This is a genomic window from Sphaerisporangium dianthi (genome assembly GCF_042654065.1).
In the GTDB taxonomy this organism is placed as follows: Bacteria; Actinomycetota; Actinomycetes; order Streptosporangiales; family Streptosporangiaceae; genus Sphaerisporangium; species Sphaerisporangium dianthi.
This window is the reverse complement of sequence record NZ_JBHSFP010000001.1, coordinates 564,574-589,181: the sequence shown is the minus strand read 5'-3', so window position 1 is coordinate 589,181 and position 24,608 is coordinate 564,574. Positions and strand designations below refer to the sequence as shown.

The 24,608-nt window shown below is 71.0% G+C and carries 23 protein-coding genes; 16 read left to right on the top strand and 7 right to left on the bottom strand.

Features of this window, described 5'->3' with window-relative positions; all coding sequences use genetic code 11:
* Positions 1-56: 56 nt before the first annotated feature.
* On the bottom strand, positions 57-1,373 hold the full coding sequence (locus ACFO60_RS02440) for a pectate lyase family protein (RefSeq protein ID WP_380836220.1): 1,317 nt from the start codon (positions 1,371-1,373) through the stop codon (positions 57-59).
* Positions 1,374-1,497: 124 nt separating this feature from the next.
* Positions 1,498-2,418, bottom strand: coding sequence for a 5-dehydro-4-deoxyglucarate dehydratase (locus ACFO60_RS02435; protein WP_380836218.1), 921 nt, complete (start codon positions 2,416-2,418; stop codon positions 1,498-1,500).
* A gap of 252 nt (positions 2,419-2,670) precedes the next feature.
* Here ACFO60_RS02435 and ACFO60_RS02430 point away from each other — a divergent pair, with 252 nt between their 5' ends.
* From ACFO60_RS02430 to ACFO60_RS02390, 9 genes are all read left to right on the top strand, one after another.
* Positions 2,671-3,573, top strand: coding sequence for a carbohydrate ABC transporter permease (locus ACFO60_RS02430; protein ID WP_380836217.1), 903 nt, complete (start codon positions 2,671-2,673; stop codon positions 3,571-3,573).
* Between the two features lie 11 nt (positions 3,574-3,584).
* Positions 3,585-4,466, top strand: coding sequence for a carbohydrate ABC transporter permease (locus tag ACFO60_RS02425; RefSeq protein WP_380836215.1), 882 nt, complete (start codon positions 3,585-3,587; stop codon positions 4,464-4,466).
* Positions 4,467-4,493: 27 nt separating this feature from the next.
* Positions 4,494-5,810, top strand: coding sequence for an ABC transporter substrate-binding protein (locus ACFO60_RS02420; protein WP_380836213.1), 1,317 nt, complete (start codon positions 4,494-4,496; stop codon positions 5,808-5,810).
* Between the two features lie 106 nt (positions 5,811-5,916).
* A complete protein-coding gene (locus ACFO60_RS02415) occupies positions 5,917-7,068 on the top strand; it encodes an enolase C-terminal domain-like protein (protein ID WP_380836211.1) in 1,152 nt (383 codons plus the stop codon).
* The gene (locus ACFO60_RS02410) at positions 7,062-7,829 is read left to right on the top strand and encodes an NAD-dependent epimerase/dehydratase family protein (protein WP_380836209.1); all 768 of its coding nucleotides are present in this window, start codon (positions 7,062-7,064) and stop codon (positions 7,827-7,829) included. The genes ACFO60_RS02415 and ACFO60_RS02410 overlap by 7 nt, the downstream gene beginning before the upstream one ends.
* A gap of 41 nt (positions 7,830-7,870) precedes the next feature.
* A complete protein-coding gene (locus tag ACFO60_RS02405; RefSeq protein ID WP_380836207.1) occupies positions 7,871-8,674 on the top strand; it encodes an IclR family transcriptional regulator in 804 nt (267 codons plus the stop codon).
* A 108-nt stretch (positions 8,675-8,782) separates the two neighbouring features.
* On the top strand, positions 8,783-9,598 hold the full coding sequence (gene kduI / locus ACFO60_RS02400) for a 5-dehydro-4-deoxy-D-glucuronate isomerase (protein WP_380836206.1): 816 nt from the start codon (positions 8,783-8,785) through the stop codon (positions 9,596-9,598).
* Positions 9,598-10,344: a 2-dehydro-3-deoxy-D-gluconate 5-dehydrogenase KduD gene (gene kduD, locus ACFO60_RS02395; RefSeq protein WP_380836204.1), complete on the top strand. Its 747-nt coding sequence runs from the start codon at positions 9,598-9,600 to the stop codon at positions 10,342-10,344. Before kduI ends, kduD begins: the two co-directional genes overlap by 1 nt.
* A 155-nt stretch (positions 10,345-10,499) precedes the next feature.
* Positions 10,500-11,264 carry an IclR family transcriptional regulator gene (locus ACFO60_RS02390; RefSeq protein ID WP_380836202.1) on the top strand — a complete coding sequence of 255 codons (765 nt, stop codon included), beginning with the start codon at positions 10,500-10,502 and terminating at the stop codon, positions 11,262-11,264.
* Between the two features lie 7 nt (positions 11,265-11,271).
* Here the strand turns inward: ACFO60_RS02390 and ACFO60_RS02385 are convergent, their stop codons facing one another.
* A complete protein-coding gene (locus ACFO60_RS02385) occupies positions 11,272-12,237 on the bottom strand; it encodes a sugar kinase (protein WP_380836201.1) in 966 nt (321 codons plus the stop codon).
* 75 nt (positions 12,238-12,312) lie between these two features.
* Between ACFO60_RS02385 and ACFO60_RS02380 the strand changes: the two genes are divergently transcribed.
* Complete coding sequence (locus tag ACFO60_RS02380; protein WP_380836199.1) at positions 12,313-12,498, top strand: tautomerase family protein; 186 nt, start codon at positions 12,313-12,315, stop codon at positions 12,496-12,498.
* A 401-nt stretch (positions 12,499-12,899) separates the two neighbouring features.
* Here ACFO60_RS02380 and ACFO60_RS02375 read toward each other — a convergent pair whose 3' ends face one another.
* Entirely contained in the window at positions 12,900-14,411 is a 1,512-nt protein-coding gene (locus ACFO60_RS02375; protein WP_380836198.1) for a sodium:solute symporter family protein, read from the bottom strand.
* Between the two features lie 180 nt (positions 14,412-14,591).
* On the opposite strand from ACFO60_RS02375, the gene ACFO60_RS02370 reads away from it, so the two are divergent.
* From ACFO60_RS02370 to ACFO60_RS02345, 6 genes are all read left to right on the top strand, one after another.
* On the top strand, positions 14,592-17,141 hold the full coding sequence (locus tag ACFO60_RS02370) for an FtsK/SpoIIIE family DNA translocase (protein ID WP_380836196.1): 2,550 nt from the start codon (positions 14,592-14,594) through the stop codon (positions 17,139-17,141).
* 99 nt (positions 17,142-17,240) lie between these two features.
* A complete protein-coding gene (locus tag ACFO60_RS02365; protein ID WP_380836194.1) occupies positions 17,241-17,987 on the top strand; it encodes a helix-turn-helix domain-containing protein in 747 nt (248 codons plus the stop codon).
* Positions 17,988-18,110: 123 nt separating this feature from the next.
* Positions 18,111-19,523, top strand: coding sequence for a 30S ribosomal protein S12 methylthiotransferase RimO (rimO, locus tag ACFO60_RS02360; protein ID WP_380836193.1), 1,413 nt, complete (start codon positions 18,111-18,113; stop codon positions 19,521-19,523).
* Entirely contained in the window at positions 19,520-20,125 is a 606-nt protein-coding gene (gene pgsA / locus ACFO60_RS02355) for a CDP-diacylglycerol--glycerol-3-phosphate 3-phosphatidyltransferase (RefSeq protein ID WP_380836191.1), read from the top strand. The genes rimO and pgsA overlap by 4 nt, the downstream gene beginning before the upstream one ends.
* On the top strand, positions 20,122-20,619 hold the full coding sequence (locus tag ACFO60_RS02350) for a CinA family protein (RefSeq protein ID WP_380836189.1): 498 nt from the start codon (positions 20,122-20,124) through the stop codon (positions 20,617-20,619). The genes pgsA and ACFO60_RS02350 overlap by 4 nt, the downstream gene beginning before the upstream one ends.
* Before the next feature lie 253 nt (positions 20,620-20,872).
* The gene (locus ACFO60_RS02345; protein WP_380836188.1) at positions 20,873-21,238 is read left to right on the top strand and encodes a helix-turn-helix domain-containing protein; all 366 of its coding nucleotides are present in this window, start codon (positions 20,873-20,875) and stop codon (positions 21,236-21,238) included.
* Between the two features lie 94 nt (positions 21,239-21,332).
* Here ACFO60_RS02345 and ACFO60_RS02340 read toward each other — a convergent pair whose 3' ends face one another.
* The 3 genes from ACFO60_RS02340 to ACFO60_RS02330 are packed head-to-tail and all read right to left on the bottom strand — an operon-like array spanning position 21,333 to position 24,479.
* Positions 21,333-22,121: a DNA-formamidopyrimidine glycosylase family protein gene (locus ACFO60_RS02340; protein ID WP_380836187.1), complete on the bottom strand. Its 789-nt coding sequence runs from the start codon at positions 22,119-22,121 to the stop codon at positions 21,333-21,335.
* A gap of 7 nt (positions 22,122-22,128) precedes the next feature.
* Positions 22,129-22,578: an RrF2 family transcriptional regulator gene (locus ACFO60_RS02335; RefSeq protein ID WP_380836185.1), complete on the bottom strand. Its 450-nt coding sequence runs from the start codon at positions 22,576-22,578 to the stop codon at positions 22,129-22,131.
* Positions 22,579-22,598: 20 nt separating this feature from the next.
* Complete coding sequence (locus ACFO60_RS02330; RefSeq protein ID WP_380836183.1) at positions 22,599-24,479, bottom strand: endonuclease/exonuclease/phosphatase family protein; 1,881 nt, start codon at positions 24,477-24,479, stop codon at positions 22,599-22,601.
* Between the last annotated feature and the right edge of the window lie 129 nt (positions 24,480-24,608).

The following is a 24,608-nucleotide window of genomic DNA, read 5'->3' as shown; positions in this document are numbered from 1 at the left end:
GAGGACCGCCACGCCGCCGACGGCGGCGTGGCGGTCCTTTTCCCGTCCGTCCCCGGTCAGAGCAGGCGGCCCGCGCCGGCCAGCAGGGGCACCTTGACGGGTACGAGCACCGCCGGGTCCACCCGGGTGTGCAGGGTGGGCGTCCACCCGGCGTCACCGGACAGGTCGGGGTCGTGGGTGGCGTTGTGCGCGGCGAGGATGTCCACGGACCGGATCCTGGCGCCGGTGGACACCAGCGTGCCGGTGGCATGCAGGGCGGTGCCGCCCCAGTTGTAGATGATCGTTCCCGGGTCCACGCCGGCGCCGAGGCGGAAGAAGTTGTTCTCGGCGTAGATCTTCGACTGCACGCCGGCGCCGAGGCTGTAGACGTAGTCGTCCCCGGCGGGGATGTCGTAGTAGTTGTTGTACACGTGCACCTGGCCGAACCGCACGCGCGGGGCCCGCTGCAAGATGGTGTCGAACACGTTGTGGTGCACGGTCACGTTGAGCTTGCCGCTGTCGGCGGCCGGGTTGTTGGTGGAGCCGATCAGCATGGTCTTGTCGTGGTCGGCGAACCGGTTCCACGACACGGTCGCGAGGTCGGAACCGTTGGTGATGTCCAGTTCGCCATCGTGCACCTGGTAGGGCCGGCCGAAGTACAGCGGCTGGGCCGCGTCGGGGTTGTTCCCGTCGTCGAAGCTGCTGTGGTCCACCCAGACGTGCGTGGACCCGGTGACCGAGATGTTGTCGTAGAGCGAGTTCCAGTTGCCCTCGTCGCCGTCGGTGGGATCCCACTGGGGGAAGCAGTCGTAGGTGTCCTGGAACCCGATGTTCCTGATGATGACGTTGTCGGCCTTGTCGACGTGCAGGTTCAGGCCCTTGATCACGGCGTTGCCGAGGCCCACGATGGTGGTGTTGGAGCCGACCTTCGGCTTGATCTGGGCGGTCTGCCTGGCCGCCGAGGCGGCGCGCGCGTCCTCCAGCGGCCCGGACGGTTCGGCGTCGCGGCCCCACACCGCCGGGTCGTAGGCGGCGAGGTAGGCGGGCAGGGTGTAGCCGTCCGCCGCGTAGTCGTCGCAGTCGAGCCGGGCGCCCGCGTCGTCGGTGTTGCCGTCGACGACGCCCCTGACGTAGATGATCTTGGGGGTGGCGTCGCCCCTGTTGAGGGCGGCGACCAGCCCCTTGCGATCGCGGACGGTGTACACGTGGGCGTCGTCGGCGGCGGATCCGCCGGTGGTGCCGGTGGTCGCGGACGCCCACCCGTCGCCGGCGGGCAGGGTGCGCCGCCCGAGGGGGACGTCGTGGCCGGTGGCGGCCGAGGCCGGCGCCGCGGTCAGCGCCGCGGCGCACAGGGCCGCGGCCAGGGCGGCCACGGCCTTGGAAGATGCTGGCAAGGGGATACCTCCTGGGTCAGGGAGGCTCCCGCTCGGGCGGAGGAGAGCCTCCAGGGGGTTCGGGCCCGTGGGGGCGTGCCCCCGGGGCCCGGGCAGGCGCCTCCCCGACGCGGCGCCGGCCGGGTCACCGGCCTTCGGTGATCTCCAGCGCGCGCTCGATGAGCTCGCCGAGCCGCTTGACGTGCTCGGGCGCCGGCTCGCAGAGCGGGGCGCGCACGGGGCCCGCGTCCAGGCCGCGCAGCCGCACGCCGGCCTTGATCAGCGACACCGCGTACCCGGCGCCCTGGCGGCGCAGTTCGACCAGCGGACGGTAGAACTCGTCGATCAGGCGGTCGGTCACGGCGTCGTCCCCGCTGAGCAGGGCCTTGTGGAAGGCCATGGCCACGCCGGGGAGGAAGCAGAACACCGCCGAGGAGTAGCGGGTGATGCCGAGGCCGCGGTAGGCGAGCGCCGACATCTCGGCCGTGGGCAGGCCGTTGAAGTAGAGCAGGCCGGCCGAGGCGGAGCGCACCGCGCTGATGATGCGCTGAAGCAGGTCCAGGTCGCCGTGGCCGTCCTTGAAGCCGATGATGCCGGGATGACGGGCCAGCTCGACGACGGTCCGCGGCTCGAAGATCGCGTTGTCGCGCTGGTAGAGGATCACCGGGAGCCGGGTGCCGTCGGCGAGCGCCTGGTAGTGCCGCTTCAGGCCCTCCTGGTCGGCCTGCACGAGGTAGGGCGGCAGGGCGAGGAGGCCGTCGGCGCCCGCCTCCTCGGCGGCGGCCGAGAACCCCGCGGCCAGCGTCGTGGCGTACCCGGTGCCGGCGATGACCGGCACCCGCCCGGCGGTCTCCTCGACGGCGGCGGCGACGCACGCCGCGTAGTCCGCGAGGCCCAGCGAGGGGAACTCGCCCGTCCCGCAGCAGGCGAAGACCGCGCCGCACCCCGCGGCCACGCCGTCGCGGACGTGCTCGCGGAAGGCTTCGAGGTTGAGCCGCTCCTGGTCGTCGCAGGGGGTGACGGGAAAGAAGAGCGGCCCGTCCAGCCGATCCACCAGCGAAGTCATACGGTCCTCTCTCGCGTACACATGCCAGGACTGTATTCACGTATATGAACACAGGGAACGTATGGCGACTTCGCCCCGCCAGTCAAGGGAGCGGCGGGAACGCGCGGGACCTGCCGCCGAAATGCTTTGGTTACCTGGCGAAGGGTTGACAGTGCGCATGCCGCCTTCCTACGTTGACGGCGCGTCCACAAGTGTGAACCTTGTTCAAGGATGTGTCACTGAACCCGATGGCCGACCCGAACGGAGCGCGAGGTGGCTTTCGCCAGGACAGCGGCGGCGAGGGGGCGTCCTCGTGCTCTGCGCTGGGCCCCGTACCTGCTGATCTCCCCGACCGTCCTGCTGATCACGGTATTCCTCGTCTACCCCATCGGCAGCGTCCTGTACTACAGCCTCCAGCACTACAACCTGACCAAGCCGTGGGCCAACGGCTTCGCGGGCCTGGACAACTTCAAGGAGATGCTGTTCGAGGACCCGCTGTTCTGGTCCAGCCTCGGTTTCACCGCCAAATGGGTCATCGTGGAGATCGGGCTCCAGCTCGTGCTCGGCCTCGCGCTGGCGCTCATGGTCAATGAAAGTTTCATCGGCCGGGGGCTCGCTCGCTCGATGGTGTTCTCCCCGTGGGCGGTCTCCGGAGTGCTCACCACCGGCATCTGGATCCTGCTCTACAACCCGACCACCGGCATCGTCCGCTACCTCGGCGCGCCCGAGACCGCCGTCCTCGGCAACCTGGACACCGTCTTCGGGGCGCTCGTCATCACCGAGCTGTGGCGCGGCGTGCCGTTCTTCGCGATTCTGCTGCTCGCCGGCCTGCAGGGCATCCCCGGCGAGCTGTACGAGGCCGCGGCGGTCGACGGGGCGGGCCGCACGCGCCGGTTCCTGCACGTCACCCTGCCCCACCTGCGCGACGCCATCGTGCTGGCCACACTGCTGCGCTCGGTGTGGGAGTTCAACAACGTCGACCTGATCTACACCCTGACGGGCGGCGGACCGGCCCAGGTCACCACGACGCTGCCGCTGTACGTCGCCCAGCGCGCGATCGACTCCAAGGACTTCGGGTACGGGTCGGCGCTCACGACGGCCGGCTTCCTGATCCTGCTGTTCTGCTCGCTGCTGTACCTCCGGCTGAGCAGGTTCGGCGCGGACCACAAGGGATGAGGGACGCTTCCATGGCGACGGACACCATCGCGCGGCGCCCCGAGACGGTACGGGTCCAGACCGCTCCCGGCGGGCGGCGCCGCAAGGACCCGGGCAGGGTGCTCCGGCTCTACGTCCCCCTCGGGCTCTACCTGGTCTTCACGCTCGTGCCGTTCTACTGGATGGTCGTCTTCGCGCTCCGGCCCACGGGCTCGACCGCGCCGGTGCCGTGGCCGATCACCTTCGAGCACTTCGACACCGTCTGGAATGACATCGGGTACGCCGTCTTCTTCAGAAACAGCGTGATCGTCGGTGTGCTGTCGCTGTTCCTCACGACGGTGATCGCGCTCATGGGCGGGTACGCGCTCGCGCGCTTCCGCTTCCGCGGCCGGACGTTCTTCATGGTCGTCCTGCTGTGCACCCAGTTCATCCCGGGCGCCATGATGCTGATCCCGCTGTTCACGATCTTCCGCGGTCTCGGGCTGATCAACTCGCTGTGGAGCCTGGTGGTCGCGGACACGGTGTTCAACCTCCCGCTGTCGATCATCTTGATGAGCGGGTTCGTCACCGCGGTGCCCTTCCAGGTGGAGGAGGCGGCGATGGTGGACGGCTGCTCGCGGGTGCGGGCCTTCTTCGCGGTCGTGCTGCCGCAGTTGCGTCCCGGCCTGATCGCGGTCGGCTCGTTCGCCTTCATCCACACCTGGAACAACTTCCTGTTCGCGCTCATGTTCATCAGCAAGCAGGACAACTTCACCATCCCCGTCGGCCTGAGCTACACGATCGGCGAGTACAGCGCCGATTTCGGGGCCCTGGCGGCGGGCGGCGTCGTGGCGGCCGTCCCTGTCGTCTGCGTCTTCGCAGTGATTCAGCGCTATCTCGTGCACGGCATCAGCGCCGGTGCCGTGAAGGGATAGCACCCCCCGCCTGGAGGACACCACACCATGAGAACCATCACCAAGGTCCGCACGGCCGCCGTCGCGGTCCTCGCCCTTTCCGTGACCGCCTCGGCCTGCGGGTCGGACTCCGGCGGCGGAGGCGAGGCGTCCGGCGGCAAGACGACGATCACGTTCTGGGACAACAACGGAGGCGTGCGCACTCCGGTCTACCAGGAGCTGATCAAGCGGTTCGAGAAGGCCAACCCGGCCATCCACGTCCAGTACGTCGGCATCCCGATCGCCTCGGTCCAGCAGAAGTACGACACCGCGGTCGCCGGGGACGCGACCCCCGACGTGGGCGGCGTGACGACGAGCTACCTGGCCGGCCTGATCGGCCAGCAGGCGCTCGAACCGGCCGATGACTGGCTGTCCAAGAGCCCGGCGAACGGCAAGCTGCTGGACAGCATGCTGGCCTCGGTCAAGGGGACCAACCCCGACGGCAAGCTGTACATGGTGCCGGCCACCTCCAACCTCGACGTCGTCTGGTACCAGAAGGACAAGCTGTCGGCCGCCGGGGTGGAGGCGCCCAAGACCTGGGACGAGTTCTTCACGGCGGTGGACAAGCTCACCAAGACCCCCGACCAGTACGGCTGGACGATCCGCGGCGGCGCGGGGTCCATCTTCCAGCTCCTGGCCGAGGCCTACGCCTACTCGGGGGTCACCGAGTTCTTCGACGCCTCCGGCAAGAGCACCGTAAACGACCCCAAGAACGCCGAGCTGATCGCCAAGATCGCCGCGCTGTACAAGAAGAACACGCCCGAGGCGGACGTCACCAACGACTTCCCCAAGATGGTGGCGCAGTTCACCAGCGGCAAGGTCGCGATGATGCACCACAACCTCGGCTCCTACAACGACCACGTCAAGGCGTTCGGCGCCGGCAAGGTCGACGCCTTCCCGATGCCGGTCGGGGCCTCGGGCAAGCGCACCATCGTGGCCAACCCGGTCGACGGCTTCGCGGTGTTCAAGAACAGCAAGAACAAGGACGCGGCCTGGAAGTTCGTCGACTTCCTGGTGTCCAAGGAGAGCAACAGCTACTGGAACCAGCAGACCGGACAGATCCCGGCGAACAAGGAGGCCCAGGGCGACGCCTGGCTGGACGAGCGGCCGTACCTGAAGAACGCCGTGCAGGTCCTCGGCGACCCGTCCACCGTGGTCGTCTCCCCGCCGTACTACCTGCCGCAGTTCTCCTCCATCACCAAGGCCGACACCGAGCCGCTGTTCCAGAAGGTCCTGCTCGGCCAGATGAAGCCGCAGGAGTTCCTGGACACCATGGCCGAGAAGCTCACCGAGGCCCAGGCGGAGTGGAAGCAGTCCCACTCCTGACCTCGGCCGGGCACGACCCCGGCGCCCGTCACCTGACCGCGGGCGCCGGTCCCGGTCCGGCCCGGCGGCGAGGCCGGGCGGACGGATTCGAGCGGAAGGAGAGGTCATGGCCGTCATCGAGCGCGTCGGCGTCACGGTGTTCGCGACCATCACCGAATCGGTGGTGGACGGGCACGGTCACCGGCATCCCGGGCCGCCCCGGGAGGTCAAGGAGGCGCTGCTGGAGATCACCGACAGCGACGGCGCGAAGGGGTACTGCCTCGGCCAGCCGGAGACGCTGCGCGAGAGCATGATCCAGGCGCACGTGCGCCCGGTGCTGGCCGGCCAGGACGGCATCGAGCGCGAGCGGCTCTGGCACGCGCTCGCGCGCCGCCAGCGCGGCGCCCACGGCCACCTCACCGACCGCCTGCTCAGCACCGTGGACCAGGCCCTGTGGGACCTGGCGGGCCGCAAGCTGGGCCTGCCGGTCTGGCAGCTCCTCGGCGGCGCCCGGGCGGCGGTCCCCGCGTACGCCAGCACGATGTGCGGCGACGACATCCCCGGCGGCCTGGCCACGCTTTCGGACTACGCGAGCTTCGCCAAGGAACTGGTGGCGCGCGGGTACCGCGGCATCAAGCTGCACACCTGGATGCCGCCGATGCGGCACGGCGTCGACCTGGACATCAAGGCGTGCGCCGCCGTGCGGGACGCGGTGGGCCCCGACGTCGCCCTGATGCTCGACAGCAACCACTGGTACAGCCGCACCGAGGCGCTCAGGCTGGGCCGGGCGCTGGACGAGCTGAAGTTCGCCTGGTACGAGGAGCCGATGGAGGAGGCGTCGGTCCAGTCGTACCGCTGGCTGGCCGACCAGCTCGCGACCCCGATCCTCGGGCCCGAGACCTCCTGGGGCAAGCACATGGCACGGGCCGAGTGGGTGGCGGCGGGGGCGTGCGACATTCTGCGCGTCGGCGTCGTCGGCTCCGGCGGCGTCATCCCGGCGCTGAAGGCGGTGCACACCGCCGAGTCCTTCGGCATGGGCTGCGAGATCCACGGGAACGGGTCGGGGGCGCTCGCGGTGATCGGGGCGACGCTGTGCGGGGAGTGGTACGAGCGCGGCCTGCTGCACCCGCATTCGGACTACGACACGCCGCCGCCGCATCTCCGCTCGATCGTCGATCCGATGGACGATTCAGGGAATGTGACCCTTCCGACGCGTCCGGGACTGGGCGACGATCTTGACGTGGACTACATCGCCGCCCATACGGTTGCCACATGGTGAACAACATTCTGGTGACCGGCGCCGCCGGCCGGATCGGCGCCTGCCTGACCGCGGGTCTGCCCGACCACGGTCACACGTTGCGGCTGTTCGACCGCACTCCGATCGACGACGAGCGCTTCGAGGCGATCTGCGGCGACATCACCGACGCGGCGGCGGTCGAAAGGGCCATGAAGGGGGTCTCCGCGGTCGTCCACCTCGCCGGCACCCCCTCGACGAAGGCGTCCTTCGAGAAGGCGCTGACGGCCAACATCGAGGGCACCTACCGCGTCATCGAGGCCGCCCGGCAGGCGGGCGTCGAGCGTTTCGTGTACGCCAGCAGCAACCACGCCGCAGGCTTCGTCCCCCGCCAGGATCTGGTGGCCGCCGACACCCCGGTGGCGCCCGACTCGCACTACGGGGTGTCCAAGGCGTACGGCGAGGCCCTCGGCCGCTACTACCACGACAGGTACGGCATGCGCGTGGCGTGCCTGCGCATCGGCACCTTCGAGGAGCGCCCGCCCGGTCCTCGCGCCCTGTCGACCTGGATCAGCCCGGGGGACATGGTGCGGCTCGTCCACGCGTGCCTGACCGCGCCGGAGCTCACCTACGCCCTGGTCTGGGGCGTGTCGGCCAACACGCGCAACTGGTGGGACCTGTCGGCGGGGCGGGCGCTCGGCTACGAGCCGGTGGACGACGCCGAGGCCTACGCGGCGGGCATGCCCGACCTCGACCCCTCCGACCCCGAGTACGCCTGGCTCGGCGGTCGCGTCGTCGAGTCGTGAGCGGGTGACAATGGAGGTAACGTGCGGCAGGGAGGACGAGAATGACGCAGCAGGAGATTGCGGCGCCACAAGAGGGAACCGCGGCGCCGCACGTCAAGTCCGCCGTGCGGACCGTCGAGTTGCTCGACTTCTTCGCCCAATATCCCGGTCTGCACAGCCTTTCGGATCTTCAGGCCAAGCTCGGCTACCCCAAGAGCAGCCTGCACGCCCTGCTGCGCACGCTGGTGGGCCTGGGCTGGATCGAGACCGACGTCACCGGCACCCTCTACCGCATCGGCATGAGGGCGCTGCTGGTGGGCGCCACCTACATCGACGGTGACCCGGTGGTCCAGATCGCGCGCGACGCGCTCGACTGGCTCGCCGAGGTCACGGGCGAGACCGTCCACCTGGCGCGACTCGACCATTTCGACGTCGTCTACCTCGCGACGCGGGCCTCGCGCCACTACCTGCGGCCCTTCGCCCGGGTCGGCCGGCGCCTGCCGGCCAGCACCACCTCGCTCGGCAAGGCCATCCTCGCCACCCGCGACGACGCCGAGGTGGCGCGCATGCTTCCGGCCGAGCTGCCCCGGCTCACCAAGAACACCGTCGTCGACCAGGCGCAGCTCATGGCCGACCTGCGGCGCATCCGCAAGCGGGGTTACTCCATCGACCGTGAAGAGAACACCGAGGGGCTGCGCTGCTTCGGTGTCGCGCTCGACATCGCCTACCCGCCTCGCGACGCGGTGAGCGTCTCTGTCCCGGTGCCCCGCCTGACGGCGGGTCGCGACCGCGAGATCGCCGCCTGCCTGCTCGAGGCGCGCGAGCGCATCGAGGTGGCCGCCCGCGGCGTCCGCCGCACGTACTGAGCCGCCCCCGGGCGCGCCCTGCCGCGCCGCCTTGCCGACGGCTTGACCCGGCACGCCCAAGACAGTTCTATATAGCGATATCGCATTTTATGTAACGGAATGGGAGGCGTGGTGGAGGTACGGTACGCGACGGCACCGGACCAGGTGCCGGGCATGACGACCGACCGGCTCAGGAGCCGCTTCCTCGCGGAGGACCTCTTCGTCCCGGGCGAGATCCGCCTGGTGTACTCCCACGAGGACCGCATCGTCATCGGGGGAGCGGCGCCCGGCGGCGCGCCGCTGGACCTTCCCTGCCCCGACGAGTTCCGCGCCGAGTACTTCCTGGAGCGCCGCGAGCTCGGCGTCGTCAACCTCGGGGAACCCGGCGCGGTCACCGTCGACGGCGAGGAGTACGCGCTCGGCAACAAGGAATGCGTGTACGTGGGCATGGGCTCGCGCGCGGTGTCGTTCAGCGGCGGGCCGTTCTACCTGGTGTCGACCCCCGCGCACGCCGGGCACCCGACCGTCAGCGCGGGCCTCGCGGACGCCGAGCCCGTGCGGCTGGGCTCCCAGGAGGGCTCCAACGATCGCACGATCCACAAGTACATCCACGCCAAGGGCATCCAGAGCTGCCAGCTCGTCCTCGGCGTCACCGTCCTCGCGCCCGGCAGCATGTGGAACACGATGCCCTGCCACACCCACGAGCGGCGCACCGAGGTCTACCTGTACTTCGACGTCCCGCAGGACGACCGGGTCGTCCACCTCATGGGCAGGCCGGACGAGACGCGCAACCTGATCATCGCCGACCGCCAGGCCGTCATATCGCCGCCCTGGTCGGTGCACTGCGGGTTCGGCACCCGCAACTACGCCTTCGTCTGGGCGATGGGCGGCGAGAACCAGGCGTACGAGGACATCGAGCAGGTCGCGATCGGCGAGATGCGGTGATGTTCTCCCTCGAAGGCAGGACGGCGCTGGTCACGGGCTCCCGCACCGGCATCGGCCGGGCGGTCGCGGCCGGCCTCGCGAGGGCGGGCGCCGACGTCGTCCTGCACGGCCACCGCGACGACCTTTCTGAGGTGGAGGCCGAGGTCCGCGAGGCCGGCCGGGAGTCCTGGCGGTGGGTCCTCGACCTGTCCGACCTCGACCGCGTGCCCGGGGCCGCCGAGGAGCTGCTCGCCCGGCACCGCGTCGACATCCTGGTGAACAACGCCGGGATCATCCGCAGGGCTCCGGCCGCCGGGCACGCCTACGCCGACTGGCGGGCCGTGCTCGACGTCAACCTCGACGCGGTCTTCCTGCTCAGCCAGGCCTTCGGCCGTCCCATGCTCGAACGCGGGCAGGGGAAGATCGTCATGATCGCCTCGATGCTGTCGTTCCAGGGGGGCGTCAACGTGGCCGGGTACACCGCCGCCAAGCACGGCGTCGCCGGCCTCACCCGTTCGCTGGCCTGTGAGTGGGCCGCCCAAGGCGTGCAGGTCAACGCGATCGCCCCCGGGTACATCGCCACCGGCAACACCCGCGCGCTGCGCGAGGACCCCGAGCGCGAGCCCGCGATCAGGGCCCGCATCCCGGCCGGCCGCTGGGGCACCCCCGAAGATCTCGCCGGCGCGGCCGTCTTCCTCGCCTCCTCCGCCTCCGACTACGTCAACGGCCATGTCCTGGCCGTGGACGGAGGCTGGCTCGCCCGCTGACCCACCCGTCCTCCCCGCGCCCCGCCGGGCCCGCTCCGGCGCCGCGCCGCCCCCGGTGTCCGTCCCCCGCCCGCGAGACGGGCGACGGCGGCGCGCCACCCCCCCGCTGCGCCGTGCGCAGCGTGCCGCCCGGTGGCTGTTAGTAGGCTCTGGACGTGGTCAGGGAAGGCAGCTCCATCGACAAGGCGCTGGCGGTGCTCGAGGCGATCGCCGAGCACCACCGCGTGACCGACATCGCCGCGGCGACCGGCGTCTCCAAGTCGACCGTTCACCGCATTCTGCAGTCGCTCGTCGAATGGGGCTTCGCCCGGGCCGACGGCGCCGGCGGCTACGAGCCGGGGCCGCGCATCCTCACTCTGGCCGGCAGGGTCATGACCAGGTTCGACCCGTCGCGGCAGGCCTCCGCTGCTCTGCGGGCCCTGCACGAGCGCACCGGCTACACCACCCACTTCGGCATCCGCAGCGGCGACGAGGCGGTCTACGTGGACAAGCTGGAAGGCCGCAGGCCCTACCAGATGCCCTCCCGGGTCGGCATGAGCCTGCGCCTGCACACCACGGCCATCGGCAAGGCCATCCTCGCCGGGCTCGGCGACGACGAGGTCAGGGCCATCGCGGGGCGCACCGGCCTGGTCCGGCTCACCTCCGCCACCCTGACCGGCGTGGAGGAGCTGCTCGAGCACCTTTCGAAGGTCCGCGCCCTCGGTTACGCCGTGGACGACGAGGAGAACGAGCCGGGCGTCCGCTGCGTCGGCGCGGCCGTCTTCGACCACACCGGCCATGTGCTGGGCGGCATCTCCATCTCCACCCTCGCCATGGACATGGACCGCGCCACCCTTGAGGAACTCGCCCCCGTGGTCACCGCCGCCGCCCGAGACGTCTCCCACGCCCTCGGCGCCCCTGCCGCCACCCCCGCCCACTGACTCCGCGTCACCCGCCATTGCCGTGTGGCAGGGCGAGGAGCCGGTCGATCTCCTCGGGGGTGGCCACCCGGCCGGTGCCGCCCTGGCCTTCGAGGCTGACGGCGGCGGCGGCCGTTCCCGCTCGTACGGCGTCGCGCAGGGACGCCCCCGCGGCCAGCCGGGCGGCCACGGTGCCGGCGAACGCGTCCCCGGCCCCCGTCTGGTCCACGACCGTCCGCGCCCGGACCGCCGGGATGGTCTCGAACGGCTCGCCGTCCTGGCCCTCGCGGCCGTCCCTGACGCCCAGCAGGACGCCGTCCGGCCCCTGGGTGACGGCCGCCGCGCGGGCGCCGAGCTTCAGGCAGGCGCGCAGGGTCTCGGCCGGGTCGGCGGTGCCGAGAAGGGGGAGGCCGTCGCCGGGGGAGGACGGGGTCACCAGCGCGGCGAACGGGGCGACGGCGGCGAGCATCGCCGCGGCCTTCTCGGGTGTGGTGAGCCGGGAGCGGAAGTTCGGGTCGTAGACGACCTTGCCCCCGGCCTCGTGCACGATCTCCGCGGCGTGGCGCACCGCGTGGGCGCAGGAGGGGGACAGCGCGGCGGCGATGCCGCCGACCAGCAGGACGGAGGTCTCGGCCAGCGGCGCGTCCGCGACGTCGGAGGGGCCCATCCTGGAGGCGGCGCTGCACGCCCGCATGTACGTGAAGTCCCGCTCGCCGCCCGGGTCGGCCCCCACGGCGTACGCCCCCGTGGACCCGGCGCCCGGCAGCATCCACCGGGTGTCCACGCCGTGCGCGGCCGCGAACCTGATCAGCCGCTCCCCGAACTCGTCCACGCCCACCCGCGTCACCAGGGCGACGTGCGCGCCGGCGGCCGCCGCGGCGACGGCGGCGTTGAGCGCGTCACCGGAGAACGACAGGCGGAACGTCTCGGCCTCGGTGAGGGGAGCGGACGCCGAGAACTCGACCAGCGGCTCGCCGATCACTATGACGTCCACGACGGCTCTCTCCTTCTTGGTTCATGTAATGGAATCTGATTTCATGTGATGCAACACATGGAACCGGAGGACATCATGCCGAACATCACTGTGGAACTGCTCTCGGGACGCACGATGGACCAGCGCCGCGAGTTCGTGGCGGCGGTGACCGAGGCCGCCGTGGGCATCCTCAAGGCGCGGCCGGAGGCGGTGCGCATCGTGTTCACCGAGATCGAGAAGTCCGACGTGGCCAACGGCGGCATCCTGGAGTCGGACAAATAGCGGTTACAAGCCTACGAACACCGGGAGAGGGACTGTTCCCTCTCCCGGTGTTCCATTTCCCCGCCTTCTACATCCGCCCGGCGCGCCCAGGCGCCGCGTGAGCGAACCGAGCGCTCGTGAACGACGAGGAAGGGCGCCGGCTCAAGGGCGCCCGGGCACCGCGTGAGCGGAGCGAGCGCCGACAACGCGGGCTCGGGCGCGCCGGTGTCGTGACGAGGAGGGAGCGAGTGCGAGGGACGAGCGCTCGTGAGCGACGAGGAAGGGCGCCGGCTCAAGGGCGCCCGGGCACCGCGTGAGCGGAGCGAGCGCCGACAACGCGGGCTCGGGCGCGCCGGTGTCGTGACGAGGAGGGAGCGAGTGCGAGGGACGAGCGCTCGTGAGCGACGAGGAAGGGCGCCGGCTCAAAGGCGCCCGGGCACCGCGTGAGCGGAGCGAGCGCCGACAACACTGTCGTCGTTGAGGGAGTCGACCAGGTCGTCGCGGTCGGGGGTGTTCTCCGGGCGCAGCAGGCCGATGACGACATAGAGGATCAGCGACGTCACCAGCGGGGCGGCCACGACGAGCGTCTGGTTCGCCGAGGTGATCACCCACTTGACGACGGCCCACACCGTCAGCCCTGCCGCCCAGGAGACGATGGCCGCCGTGGGGCCGCTGCGCTTGAACCAGGGGAGCAGCCCCAGCATCAGCGGGATCGAGATCGGTCCCATCGTGGCCGCCACGACGTCCACGACGATCTTCAGCACCACGCCCTGGCCCTGAGTGGTGATCGCGATCGTCATGCTGACGACCACGAAGACGAAGGTCGTCACGCGGGCCAGGCGCAGCGCGCCGCCCGCCGACATGTTCCGCAGCCGCCGTACGAACACCGGCAGGATGTCGCGGGTGATCACCGCCGAGATCACGTTGGCGTCGGAGGAGACCATCGCCATCGTGTGGGAGAAGAACCCGGCCAGCACCAGGCCGATGAGGCCCGTGGGCAGCAGTTCCTGCGCGAGCCGCACGTAGGACTGGTCGGAGTCGGTCAGCCCCGGCACGATGAGGGGCGCGGCGAACATCGGGATGAACAGCACCAGCGGCCAGAGCAGCCACAGGGCGCTGGACAGCAGCGCCGCGCGCTTGGCCTGCGTGCCCGACGGCGCGCTCATGTAGCGCTGGGCGAGGTTCCACATGCCGCCGTTGTACTCGAAGGTCTTGATCAGCAGGAACGCGAAGAAGTACGTCGTGGTGTAGGGCCCGGTCAGCGGGTCTCCGTGTCCCTCGGGCAGTTCGCCCCACATGGTCCACAGCGCCGAGACCCCGCCGAGGTGCCCGAGGACGGCGGCGAACATGACGATGCCGGCCACCGCCTGGATGACGAACTGGCCGAAGTCGGTGAGCACGTCCGCCCACAGTCCGCCGACCGTCACGTAGATCACGGTCACCGCGCCGGTGAGGGCGATGCCGTACTGGATGGGGATCCCGGCGAAGCCCTTGAGCAGCACCGAGATGGCGACCCACTTGGCGGCGATGTCCACGACCTTCAGCAGCGCGCCGCTGTAGGCCATCACCTGCTGGGTGGGCAGGTTGTAGCGCCGGGTGAGGTACTCCAGCGGCGAGACGACGCCGTGCTTGGACCTGAGCCGGTTCCACCGGGCGGCGAACAGGAAGGCGCCGATGCCCACGCCGATGCCGATGGTCATCGCCCACCAGACGTAGACGGTGAGCCCGTAGTCGTAGGCGACGGCGGCGAACGCGACGAACATGACCGCGCTGTAACCCGACATGTGGTGGGAGATCCCCGACAGCCACCAGGGGATCTTCCCTCCGGCCGTGAAGTAGTCGATGACGGTCTTGATGCGGTTCTTCGACCACACGCCGATGACGATCATCACGGCGAAGTAGGCGCCCAGCACGGACCAGTCGAGTGCGGACATCACTCCTCCTTCCAACGTCCCGTTGGATGGAGATTCCATTACATGAAACGCTATGTCAATACATAGAACACAATCACTCGACGCCGCGCGGATTGCGATGGATCGCGCGGATCATGACGATCGCGGCGGTACCGGCGCGCCTTCCGCCGCCGCCCGCGCATCATGCGTACCCTCGGTACCATGGCCACCCGTACGTCGAAAAGCACCCCGAAGGGGTCGGCGAAGCGGTCCACGTCATCGCGCCCGTCCCCCGCCAAGCGGCCCGCCGGCGCGCGATCCGCGGGCGCGCGCGCGGGCGGCCGCCAGCCCGCCCGCCGTCCCGCCCCGCAGCAGCCCGATCCGATCGGCTGGGTCTTCCTCGCGATCGGCAAGCTGTTCGTCGGCGTGTGGCTCCTGTTCGCCAACGGCATCGGCACCGCCGCGCGGGCCTTCGGGCAGCAGGCGCGCGAGCTCGACCCGGCCCACCGGCGCGACGGCCTCGGCCTGGCCGTGCTCGGCGGGGCGATCGTCCTGGCCGCCATGACCTGGCGCACCACCAAGGGCGCGGTCGCCACCGTCGTCGACACGGTGCTGCGCGGCGCGTTCGGCTCGCTGGCCTGGTCGGTGCCCATCCTGCTCGCGCTGGTCGCCTGGCGCCTGCTGCGGCATCCCGACCAGAACGCCGACACCGGCCGCATGATCATCGGCTGGACCGCGCTGCTGGCGGGCCTGCTCGGCATCATCCACGTCGCGCACGCCACGCCGTACCCCTCGGGCCCGGCCGCGACCGACGGCATGGACAAGGTGTCGGCGGCGGGGGGCATGGTCGGGTTCATCGTCTCGGCGCCGCCGTCCAGCATCCTGCCGGCGTTCATCACGATCCCGCTGCTCCTGCTGCTGTCCGGGTTCGGCGCCCTGGTCATCACCGCCACGCCGGTGCACCGCGTGCCCGAGCGCCTGGCCGAGATCCAGCACATGCTCTTCCACAAGGGCGACGCCCCCGCTGAGGGCAAGCCGGGCGAGCGCACGACCCGCGCACCCCGCAAGACCCGCGGACGCGCCGCCGGCGGCAAGGGCGGCGCAGCGGACGCCGAGGTGGGCGAGCACGTCAAGCCCTACGACACCCCGGTCATCGCCGACACGCCCGGCAAGATGTCCGACCACTCGCCCGAGATCGTCCCCGGCCTGGTGGACGAGGAGCCGCCCGAGCCGTCGCGCGTGCCCGAGCCGCCCCAGCCCACCCCCGCCCCGCGCAAGGTCGAGCAGCTCGTCCTGTCCCCGCAGGCCGGGCCGTACGCCCTGCCCGACCTGCAGGTGCTGCGGCCGGGCACCCCGCCCAAGCCGCAGACCAAGGCCAACACGACCGTGGTCAACGCGCTCACCAGCGTGATGGAGCAGTTCGCCATCGACGCCCAGGTGATCGGCTTCACCCGCGGCCCGACGGTCACCCGGTACGAGATCGAGCTGGGCCCGGCGGTCAAGGTCGAGAAGGTCACCGCGCTCACCAAGAACATCGCCTACGCCGTGAAGTCGGCGGACGTGCGCATCCTGTCCCCGATCCCCGGCAAGTCGGCGATCGGCGTCGAGATCCCCAACACCGACAAAGACCTGGTCAGCCTCGGCGACGTGCTGCGCTCGCAGGTGGCCCAGGCCGACCACCACCCGATGATCGTGGGGCTCGGCAAGGACGTCGAGGGCCGCACCATCGTCGCGAACCTGGCCAAGATGCCCCACCTGCTCATCGCGGGCGCCACCGGCGCGGGCAAGTCGGTCTGCGTCAACGGGCTGATCTCCTCGATCCTCATGCGCGCCACGCCCGACGAGGTGCGCATGGTGCTCGTCGACCCCAAGCGGGTCGAACTGAACACCTACGAGGGCATCCCCCACCTGATCACGCCGATCATCACCAACCCCAAGAAGGCCGCCGAAGCCCTCGAATGGGTCGTCGGCGAGATGGACCGCCGCTACGACGACCTGGCCGCGAGCGGCTTCCGGCACGTCGACGAGTTCAACAAGGCCGTGCGCGCCGGCAAGCTGGTGCCCCCGCCAGGCAGCGAGCGCGTCTACCAGCCCTACCCCTACCTGCTGGTGATCATCGACGAGCTCGCCGACCTGATGATGGTCGCCCCGCGCGACGTCGAGGACTCCATCGTCCGCATCACCCAGCTGGCCCGCGCCGCCGGCATCCACCTGGTGATCGCCACCCAGCGTCCGTCGGTCGACGTGGTCACCGGCCTGATCAAGGCCAACGTGCCCTCCCGGCTGGCGTTCGCGACCTCCTCGCTCGCCGACTCGCGGGTCATCCTCGACCAGCCCGGCGCCGAGAAGCTCGTGGGGCAGGGCGACGCGCTGTTTCTGCCGATGGGCGCCAGCAAGCCCATGCGCCTGCAGAACGCGTTCCTCTCCGAGAAGGAGATCAACGACATCGTCGGCCACTGCAAGGCGCAGATGCAGGTCGAGTACCGCGACGACGTCGCCGCCGTGGCGACCGCCAAGCGCGAGATCGACGAGGAGATCGGCGACGACCTCGACCTGCTCGTCCAGGCCGCCGAGCTGATCGTCACCACTCAGTTCGGCTCCACCTCCATGCTCCAGCGCAAGCTCCGCGTCGGCTTCGCCAAGGCCGGCCGCCTGATGGACCTCCTCGAGAGCAGGAACGTCGTGGGCCCGAGCGAGGGCTCCAAGGCCCGCGAGGTGATGGTGAAACCCGACGAACTGCCCGGCCTGCTCGCCGACTTGCGGGGAGAGTGACCCCTCCGCGACCGTCCCCCTCGGTTACTGGTTGAATGTGAATGACTACGCATCGTCGGATTACGGGCGCGTAGCGCAGGTGCACGGCGAGGGGGACGTATGAGCATTGGAGTGACGCTGGCCGCGGCACGCAACGCGGCTGGGATGACGGTCGCCCAGCTGAGCGGCCGCACGCGAATAAGAGAGACGGTCATCTACGCCATCGAGCGGGACGACTTCTCGCTCTGTGGAGGCGACTTCTACGCCAGGGGACACGTTCGCAACATCGCCAAGACGCTCGGGCTCGACCCCGACGCCGTGGTGCACCAGTTCGACGAGGAACACGGCGGCGTCCCCCTTCCCGTGCGGGCCGCGGCCGTCTTCCAGGCCGAAAGCCAGATCAAGCTGCGCGAGCGCCGCAGCCCCAACTGGTCCACCGCGATGGCCATCGCGCTGGCGATCGTCGCCGTCTTCGGGGTGGCGCGCGTCATGAGCCGGCCCGGCGAGAACGTCGCCACCGGCGCGGACCTCAAACCGAACCCGGTCGTGCCCAAGTCCACCGCCTCGGTCACGCCGTCCACCCACCCCAAGGCCGCCAAACCGGCCGGTGACCTGGTGACATTGCGGGTCAAGGCCAACAAGCCGTCCTGGCTGGAGGTCAGTGACAACAAGGGGAAGGCCATGTTCCGGGGCACCATGCGGGCGGGCGACACCTCGACATGGAAGGCCCGCAAGCAGCTGAGGGTCACCATCGGCAACGCCGGAGGCGTCGACCTGGAGGTCAACGGCAAGCACCTCGGCACTCCCGGCAAGCCCGGCCAGCTCGTGCGCAAGTCCTTCGGACCGGAGGCGGCAGGTTCGCGGTGACCCGCGCGGCCCTTCCGCGCGCCCCGGGATGACGCCCGGGGCGCGGGTCTGGCGGGCACGGCGGGGGAAGTACGGGGGGAGTGCGTCACGTGGTGGCCAACTCCCGATACCGTAGAGCCCATCATGTCTTCCCGCCGAACCGCATCGCTGATCACACTGGGTTGCGCGCGCAACGAGGTCGACTCCGAGGAGCTCGCCGCGCGCATGGAGGCTGCCGGGTGGCGGCTCGACGACGGCGATCCCGACGTCGTCATCGTCAACACCTGCGGCTTCATCGACTCGGCGAAGAAGGACTCCATCGACACGCTGCTCGCGGCCGCCGACTCCGGCGTCAAGGTGGTCGCCGCGGGCTGCATGGCCGAGCGTTACGGCAAGGAGCTCGCCGAGGCTCTGCCCGAGGCCTCCGCCGTCATCTCGTTCGACGACTACACCGACATCGGGGCGCGGCTGGACGACGTCCTGGCCGGGCGGTCGCTCGTGCCGCACAGCCCGCGCGACCGGCGCACGCTGCTGCCCATCTCTCCGGTGGAGCGGTCCGCGGGCGCGGCGCACGGCCACATCCCCGGCCACGGCGAGCTGCCCGAGGGCCTCGCGCCCGCGAGCGGCCCCCGCACGCTGCGCAAGCGCCTGTCCGGCGGCCCGGTGGCCTCGCTGAAGCTCGCCTCCGGGTGCGACCGGCGGTGCACCTTCTGCGCGATCCCCGCCTTCCGGGGCGCGTACGTCTCGCGGCGCCCCGAGGAGGTCCTCTCCGAGGCCGCCTGGCTCGCGGAGCAGGGGGTCAAAGAGCTCGTGCTCGTCAGCGAGAACTCCACCTCCTACGGCAAGGATCTCGGCGACCTGCGCGCCCTTGAGAACCTCCTTCCGCAGCTGGCGGCCACCGACGGCATCGAGCGGGTGCGGGTCAGCTACCTGCAGCCGGCCGAGCTGCGCCCCGGGCTCATCGAGGTGATCGCCGGCACCGAGGGCGTCGCCCCGTACTTCGACCTGTCCTTCCAGCACGCCAGCGGGCCGGTGCTGCGCCGGATGCGCCGCTTCGGCGACCCGCGGCGCTTCCTCGACCTGCTCGCGACCGTCCGTGAGCTCGCTCCGGAGGCCGGGGTGCGGTCCAACTTCATCGTCGGCTTCCCCGGCGAGTCCGAGGCCGAGTTCGGCGAGCTGGCGGGCTTCCTGGAGGAGGCCCGCCTGGACGTCATCGGCGTCTTCGGCTACTCCGACGAGGACGGCACCGAGGCCGCCAAGCTGGGCGGCAAGCTCGACCAGGACACGATCGACGAGCGGGTGGCCGCGCTCACCGAACTGGCCGAGGAGCTCACCACCCAGCGCGCCGAGGAGCGCATCGGCACCGACATCGAGGTGCTCATCGAGGACGACCTCGGCGACGGCGGCTACGAGGGCCGTGCCGCCCACCAGGGCCCCGAGGTCGACGGCTCGGTGACCGTCCAGGGCATCGGGCTCCGGCCCGGGCAGATCGTGCGGGCGACCGTCGTGGACGCCGAGGGGGTCGACCTGATCGCCCGCATCAAGGCCGGGCCATGACGAACACGCCGGAGACCGGGACCGAGCCGATGACCACGCCGGTGGTCCGGCGGGTCAGCCCGTGGAACATCGCCAACGTGCTCACCGTCCTCCGGCTGGTGGTCGTCCCGTTCTTCGTGGCCTGCATGCTCGTCGACGGGTCCGGCTGGCGCTGGACCGCCTTGGTCGTGTTCCTGCTGGCCTCGCTGACCGACCAGCTCGACGGCTGGCTCGCCCGGCGGTACGGGCTGATCACCGACTTCGGCAAGATCGCCGACCCGATCGCCGACAAGGCGCTCATCGGGGCCGCGCTCGTCACGCTGTCCGCGGCGGGCGAGCTGCCCTGGTGGGTGACCGTCGCGATCCTCGGCAGGGAGGTCGGCGTCACGGCCCTGCGGGTCGCGGTGATCCGGCACGGCGTCATCCCGGCCAGCTACGGCGGCAAGGTCAAGACCGTCCTGCAGATCGCGGCGGTCGCCCTGTACATCCTGCCCGGGGTGCCGCAGCCGCTGAGGTGGGTGATGATCGGCCTCGCGCTGGCGGTGACCGTGGTGACCGGGGCCGACTACGTCATCCGGGCCGTGCGGCTGCGCAAGGTCGCCGAGAAGGCGCGCGGCGCTTGAGCGCGGGGCTCGCCACCGACGTGCTGGCGCTCCTGGTGCGCCAGGGTGCCACGGTCGCCGTGGCCGAGTCCCTCACGGGCGGGCTGATCGGCGCCACGCTCACCGTGCCGAGCGGGGCGTCCGCGGCGTTCCGCGGCGGGGTGATCGTCTACTCGACCGATCTGAAGGCGCGGCTGCTCGGCGTCCCGCGGGAGCTCCTCGAGCGGGTGGGCGCCGTCCATCCGGACGTGGCGGCGGCCATGGCGGCCGGGGTGCGGCGGGTCACCGAGTCGTCGTTCGGGCTCGCGGTGACCGGTGTCGCCGGCCCCGACGAGCAGGACGGGCGGCCCGTCGGAACCGTCCATGTCGCCGTCGCTGGTGCGCACGGGAACGTATGGCACCGCGATGTTCTTTTGCGAGGATCGAGAGAAGACATCCGTGAACGTACTGTGAAGGAGGGTTTGGATCTCCTGAGAGGTGTGCTGGAGGTACTAGTGGGGGAACAATCAGGATGATTACCGCGTTACGTCACCAGCGAACATGGTCCCCACGGTCTGCCGTCCCATTGGCCTATGCAGGTACGGTGGAGCTGTGAGCGAGGTTCGTGACCCATCGGTGAGGAGCAGGTCCGGCGTACGCCCGGCAAAGGGGCCGAGCGAACCAATGATGACGGCGAGGAGTATGTACGAAGGGCACCCGAAGAACGGGCGATACGAACCGACCGCGCGGAGCGTAGTGAAGACGCCTGCGCCGGGGAGGGAGCGACAGATGATCCTGCTGCGTCAGCTGCTCGGTGACGTGCTGCGGCGGCTGCGGGTGCGGCAGGCGCGCACCCTGCGTGAGGTCTCCACGCTGGCACGTGTCTCCCTTGGCTACCTGTCCGAGGTAGAACGTGGCCAGAAGGAGGCGTCTTCGGAGCTGCTCGCCTCGATTTGCGGCGCCCTCGGGGTGCCGCTTTCACAGGTGCTTCGTGAAGTCTCCGACCAGTTCGCTCTGGCCGAGCTTCAACACGCGCCCGTGCTGGCCGATGCGCCCGAGCACGAGCGTCTGCCCATGGCCGAGACCGTGTCCACCACGATCTCCGGTCCCGAGTTCGACGGCTTCCCCGAAGTCAAGGACATGGTCGCCGCGTAGGTCACGGCCGCTGGTTTCACGTCCTTTCAGAGCCGGACCGTCGCGCGTCATGCGCGTGATGGCCTAGTTCACCGATGCCCGAGGGCCGGGCCCGCTAGGGCTGGCACGCGGGACAGTAGTAGATCGCTCTTTCGTATGGCTGCGCTCCGAGCTCGCCGCCGAGCACTTCGCCGCCGCAGCGAAGGCAGGGCCGCCCGGCCCGGCCGTATGCCCAGAACCGCCGTCCTGGGCGTCTGTCGCCGGTGGTGACCGGACCGCCCGATTGGTTCTTTCCCGCGTCCAGCAGCCGGTGGGCCAGCCCCATCATCCCGGCCAGGTCCGCCACCTGCCCGACGGGGCGGAACGGCGAGACTCCCGACAGGAACAGCGTCTCCGCCCGCCAGATGGTGCCGATGCCCGCCACGTTGCGCTGATCGAGCAGAGCCTCCCCGATCGTCGCCTCAGGCCGCGCCGCCATGTTGAGCGCCGCCCGCGCCGCCATTTCGTGGCCCCACTCAGGGTCGAGCAGGTCAGGTCCCAGATGGCCGACGACCCGGTCCTCCTGGTCGGTGCGCAGCAGGTCGACCATGCCGAGCCGGATGCCGACCGCCTGCCATGTCTCGTTGGCGAGGATCAGCCGGATCATATGCCCCGAGCGCAGCGGTGTCCCGGCGCGCTCGACGCGCCAGCTGCCGTCCATGCGCAGGTGGGTGTGGACGGTGAACCCACCCTCCACCCTGGTCAGCAGATGCTTGCCTCGTGAGGCCGTGGTGAGCACGACGCGGCCGGTGAGATCGGCCGTGGCGTGCCGGGGGACCCGGAAGTCCGAGCGGGTCAGCGCCCTCCCGTCGAGCGCGGCGCGAAGCCGGGCCGCGGCGCGGTAGACGGCGTCCCCTTCGGGCATGGCGTGTTCAGTCCCAGGCGGCGGGGTCGGCCGCCAGCTCCATCACCCGGTCGGGCAGGTTCTCGGAGGCGATCTGGTCGAGGGTCACCTCTTCCAGGATGGCGCGCTCGCTGGCGCGCAGCGCGATCCACACCTGCTGGAGCGAGCGGGCCGCCCCACGGTAGCCGACATGTTCGGGCCGCTCGCCGCGGACGTTGGCCAGCGGGCCGTCCACGGCGCGGATCACGTCGGCCAGGGTGATCTCGGCGGCCGGCCTGGCGAGGACGTAGCCCCCCTCGGGGCCGCGCTGGCCGCGGACCAGCCCCGCCCGGCGCATCTGGAGCAAGATGTTCTCCAGATATTTGGGTGGCATTTCCTGTTCCTTGGCCAGCTCGCCCACCGTGGTGGGGCCGCTGCCGGCGGCGGCCAACTCGGCGGCGGCGCGAAGGGCGTAGTCGACACGGGCGGAAAGACGCATGTTGTCGATTATCCCGCCTGCTAAACCCCGGTTACGCGCAACCTGACCACGAGAGGCCGATGATCTGAGAATCCGAGTCCGGGAGCCCGGGCCGCCGTCACCACCAGCCCCGGGCTCACCAGCACGTGGTCGATGCGCTCGACCGGGGCGTCCGCGGGGGAGGTGAGCGGGTCGCCGAAGGCCGTGAGCGGGTCCGACAGCCCCGCCGCGGTGAGGACGCGCATCGCCGGATCGCCCGGTGTGGTGTTCAGGTCGCCCGCCAGCAGCACCGGCCGCCCCTTGGCAAGATCCCGGACGACGGCGGCCACCTCGGGCGCCTGGCCGGGCGGCGCCTGCAGGTGGGTGTTCACGATCCCGACCTCTCTGCCGGCCACCTCGACGACCGCCGCCTGCGCCTGGGCGCCTGTCGGGTAGTCGTGCCTGCCCAGAGGGTGGGAGGTGATCCACCGGACCGGCAGGTTCGTGATGACCGCGTCGCCCCACAGCGGGTCGGCGGCGGGCGCGAAGTGATAGCGCATGCCGAGCCCCCGCGCGATGCGCGCCAGGTCGTCGTGGCCGCCGTTGAGCAGCCACCCACGGTCCACCTCGCTGAGCAGGACGATGTCGGGACGCTCATTCCGTGCCCAGGCGGCCACCCGGTCCAGGTCCAGGGTGCCCTTCAGCCCGAAGCCCATCCGGATGTTGTAGGCGATCAGTGTGAACTCGCCCGCGGAGGCCACGCGCACCGCGGGCAGCGGACGCCAGGTGAGCGCCGCGACCAGCGCCGCCGTGACCAGCGCCGCGACCGCGACCAGCCGGGGCCGCGGGCGGGCGAGGTGCTGGACGGCGCGCCCGCGCACGGCCGCGGCCGCGGCCGCGGCGACCGTCCCGGCGAGCAGCACGGGGGTCACACCGTTGGGAAAGCCCAGGTCGGTGTCGTAGGCGGCGTAGTAGAGGAAGACGGCGACGAGGAACATCAGCATCCCGCCGAGCAGCGCGATCCCGCCGCGCCGGGGGGACGTCGGCGCGGGCAGGGCCGCCATCCCCAGGCATCCGCCGAGCGCCACCGCGGTGAACAGGGCGAACGGCAGGGCGGAGGAGACGGCCAGCGCCACGGCTCCGGCCGGGAGCAGCGCGACGATGATCCAGCGCCGGTAGGGCGGGCGTGCGGCGTAGGAGGCCATCATGAACTGGCCGCAGACCAGCGCGGCGGCGACGACGGCGATCCGCCAAGGGTTCCCCTGCTCCCCGCCGGGATGCTCGGCCAGCCCGAGGGTCGCCAGGTACATGCCGTGCAGCGCCAGCGCCGGGCCGAACGCGAACCACACCCCCGCGGGGGCGGGACCGCCGACCGGGACGGGCTGCCGCACGAGCCACAGGAAGGCCGCGCTCAGGGCGATGACGGCGAGCCAGGGCAGGACGCCGTCCCTCCAGACGAGGTCGACCTGGCCGAGGGCGAGATGGCCGGTGGCCGAGGCTGCGAGCCCGGCGGCCAGTCCGGCCGGGACGGCCGCGCGGGGGAAGGTCAGCGCACAGCCGTACAGGAAGACCAGGCCGCACGAGACGCCCGCGCCGGCCAGATAGAGCTGCGGGGCGCCGCCGCCGGCCGCCTGGAGCGCCAGCCTGACCGCCACCAGGAGGACCGCGGCGCCGAGCGCGACCGGCCGTGCTCCCCACCGGCGGGCGATGGGCGCCGCGGCGAACGGGATCACGAACCACAGGGCCGCGTACAGTCCCATCTGCTCGGCAGGGGTGTCGCCCGCCCGCCCGAACAGGGTGATCAGCGACGGCAGGAAGACCCGCAACAGGTCGGTGAACAGCACGACGCCGAGGGCCAGGGCGACCGCCGCCCGGTGGCGCGCGGCGAGCGGGCGCAGGGGGATCCGGAAGGCGGGGGAGATGTCGGTGGTGGCGGCGCCCATGAATGCTCCTCAGAAAGACATGAGCGATCCTCGGGTCAATGCCACGGCGAACGCAAGGGGGAGCGGCACGGCAAAGGCGGGCCGCGAACGCGGGTGAAGGAGGCAGGCCGGAGGCGCGGTGGCCTTTCA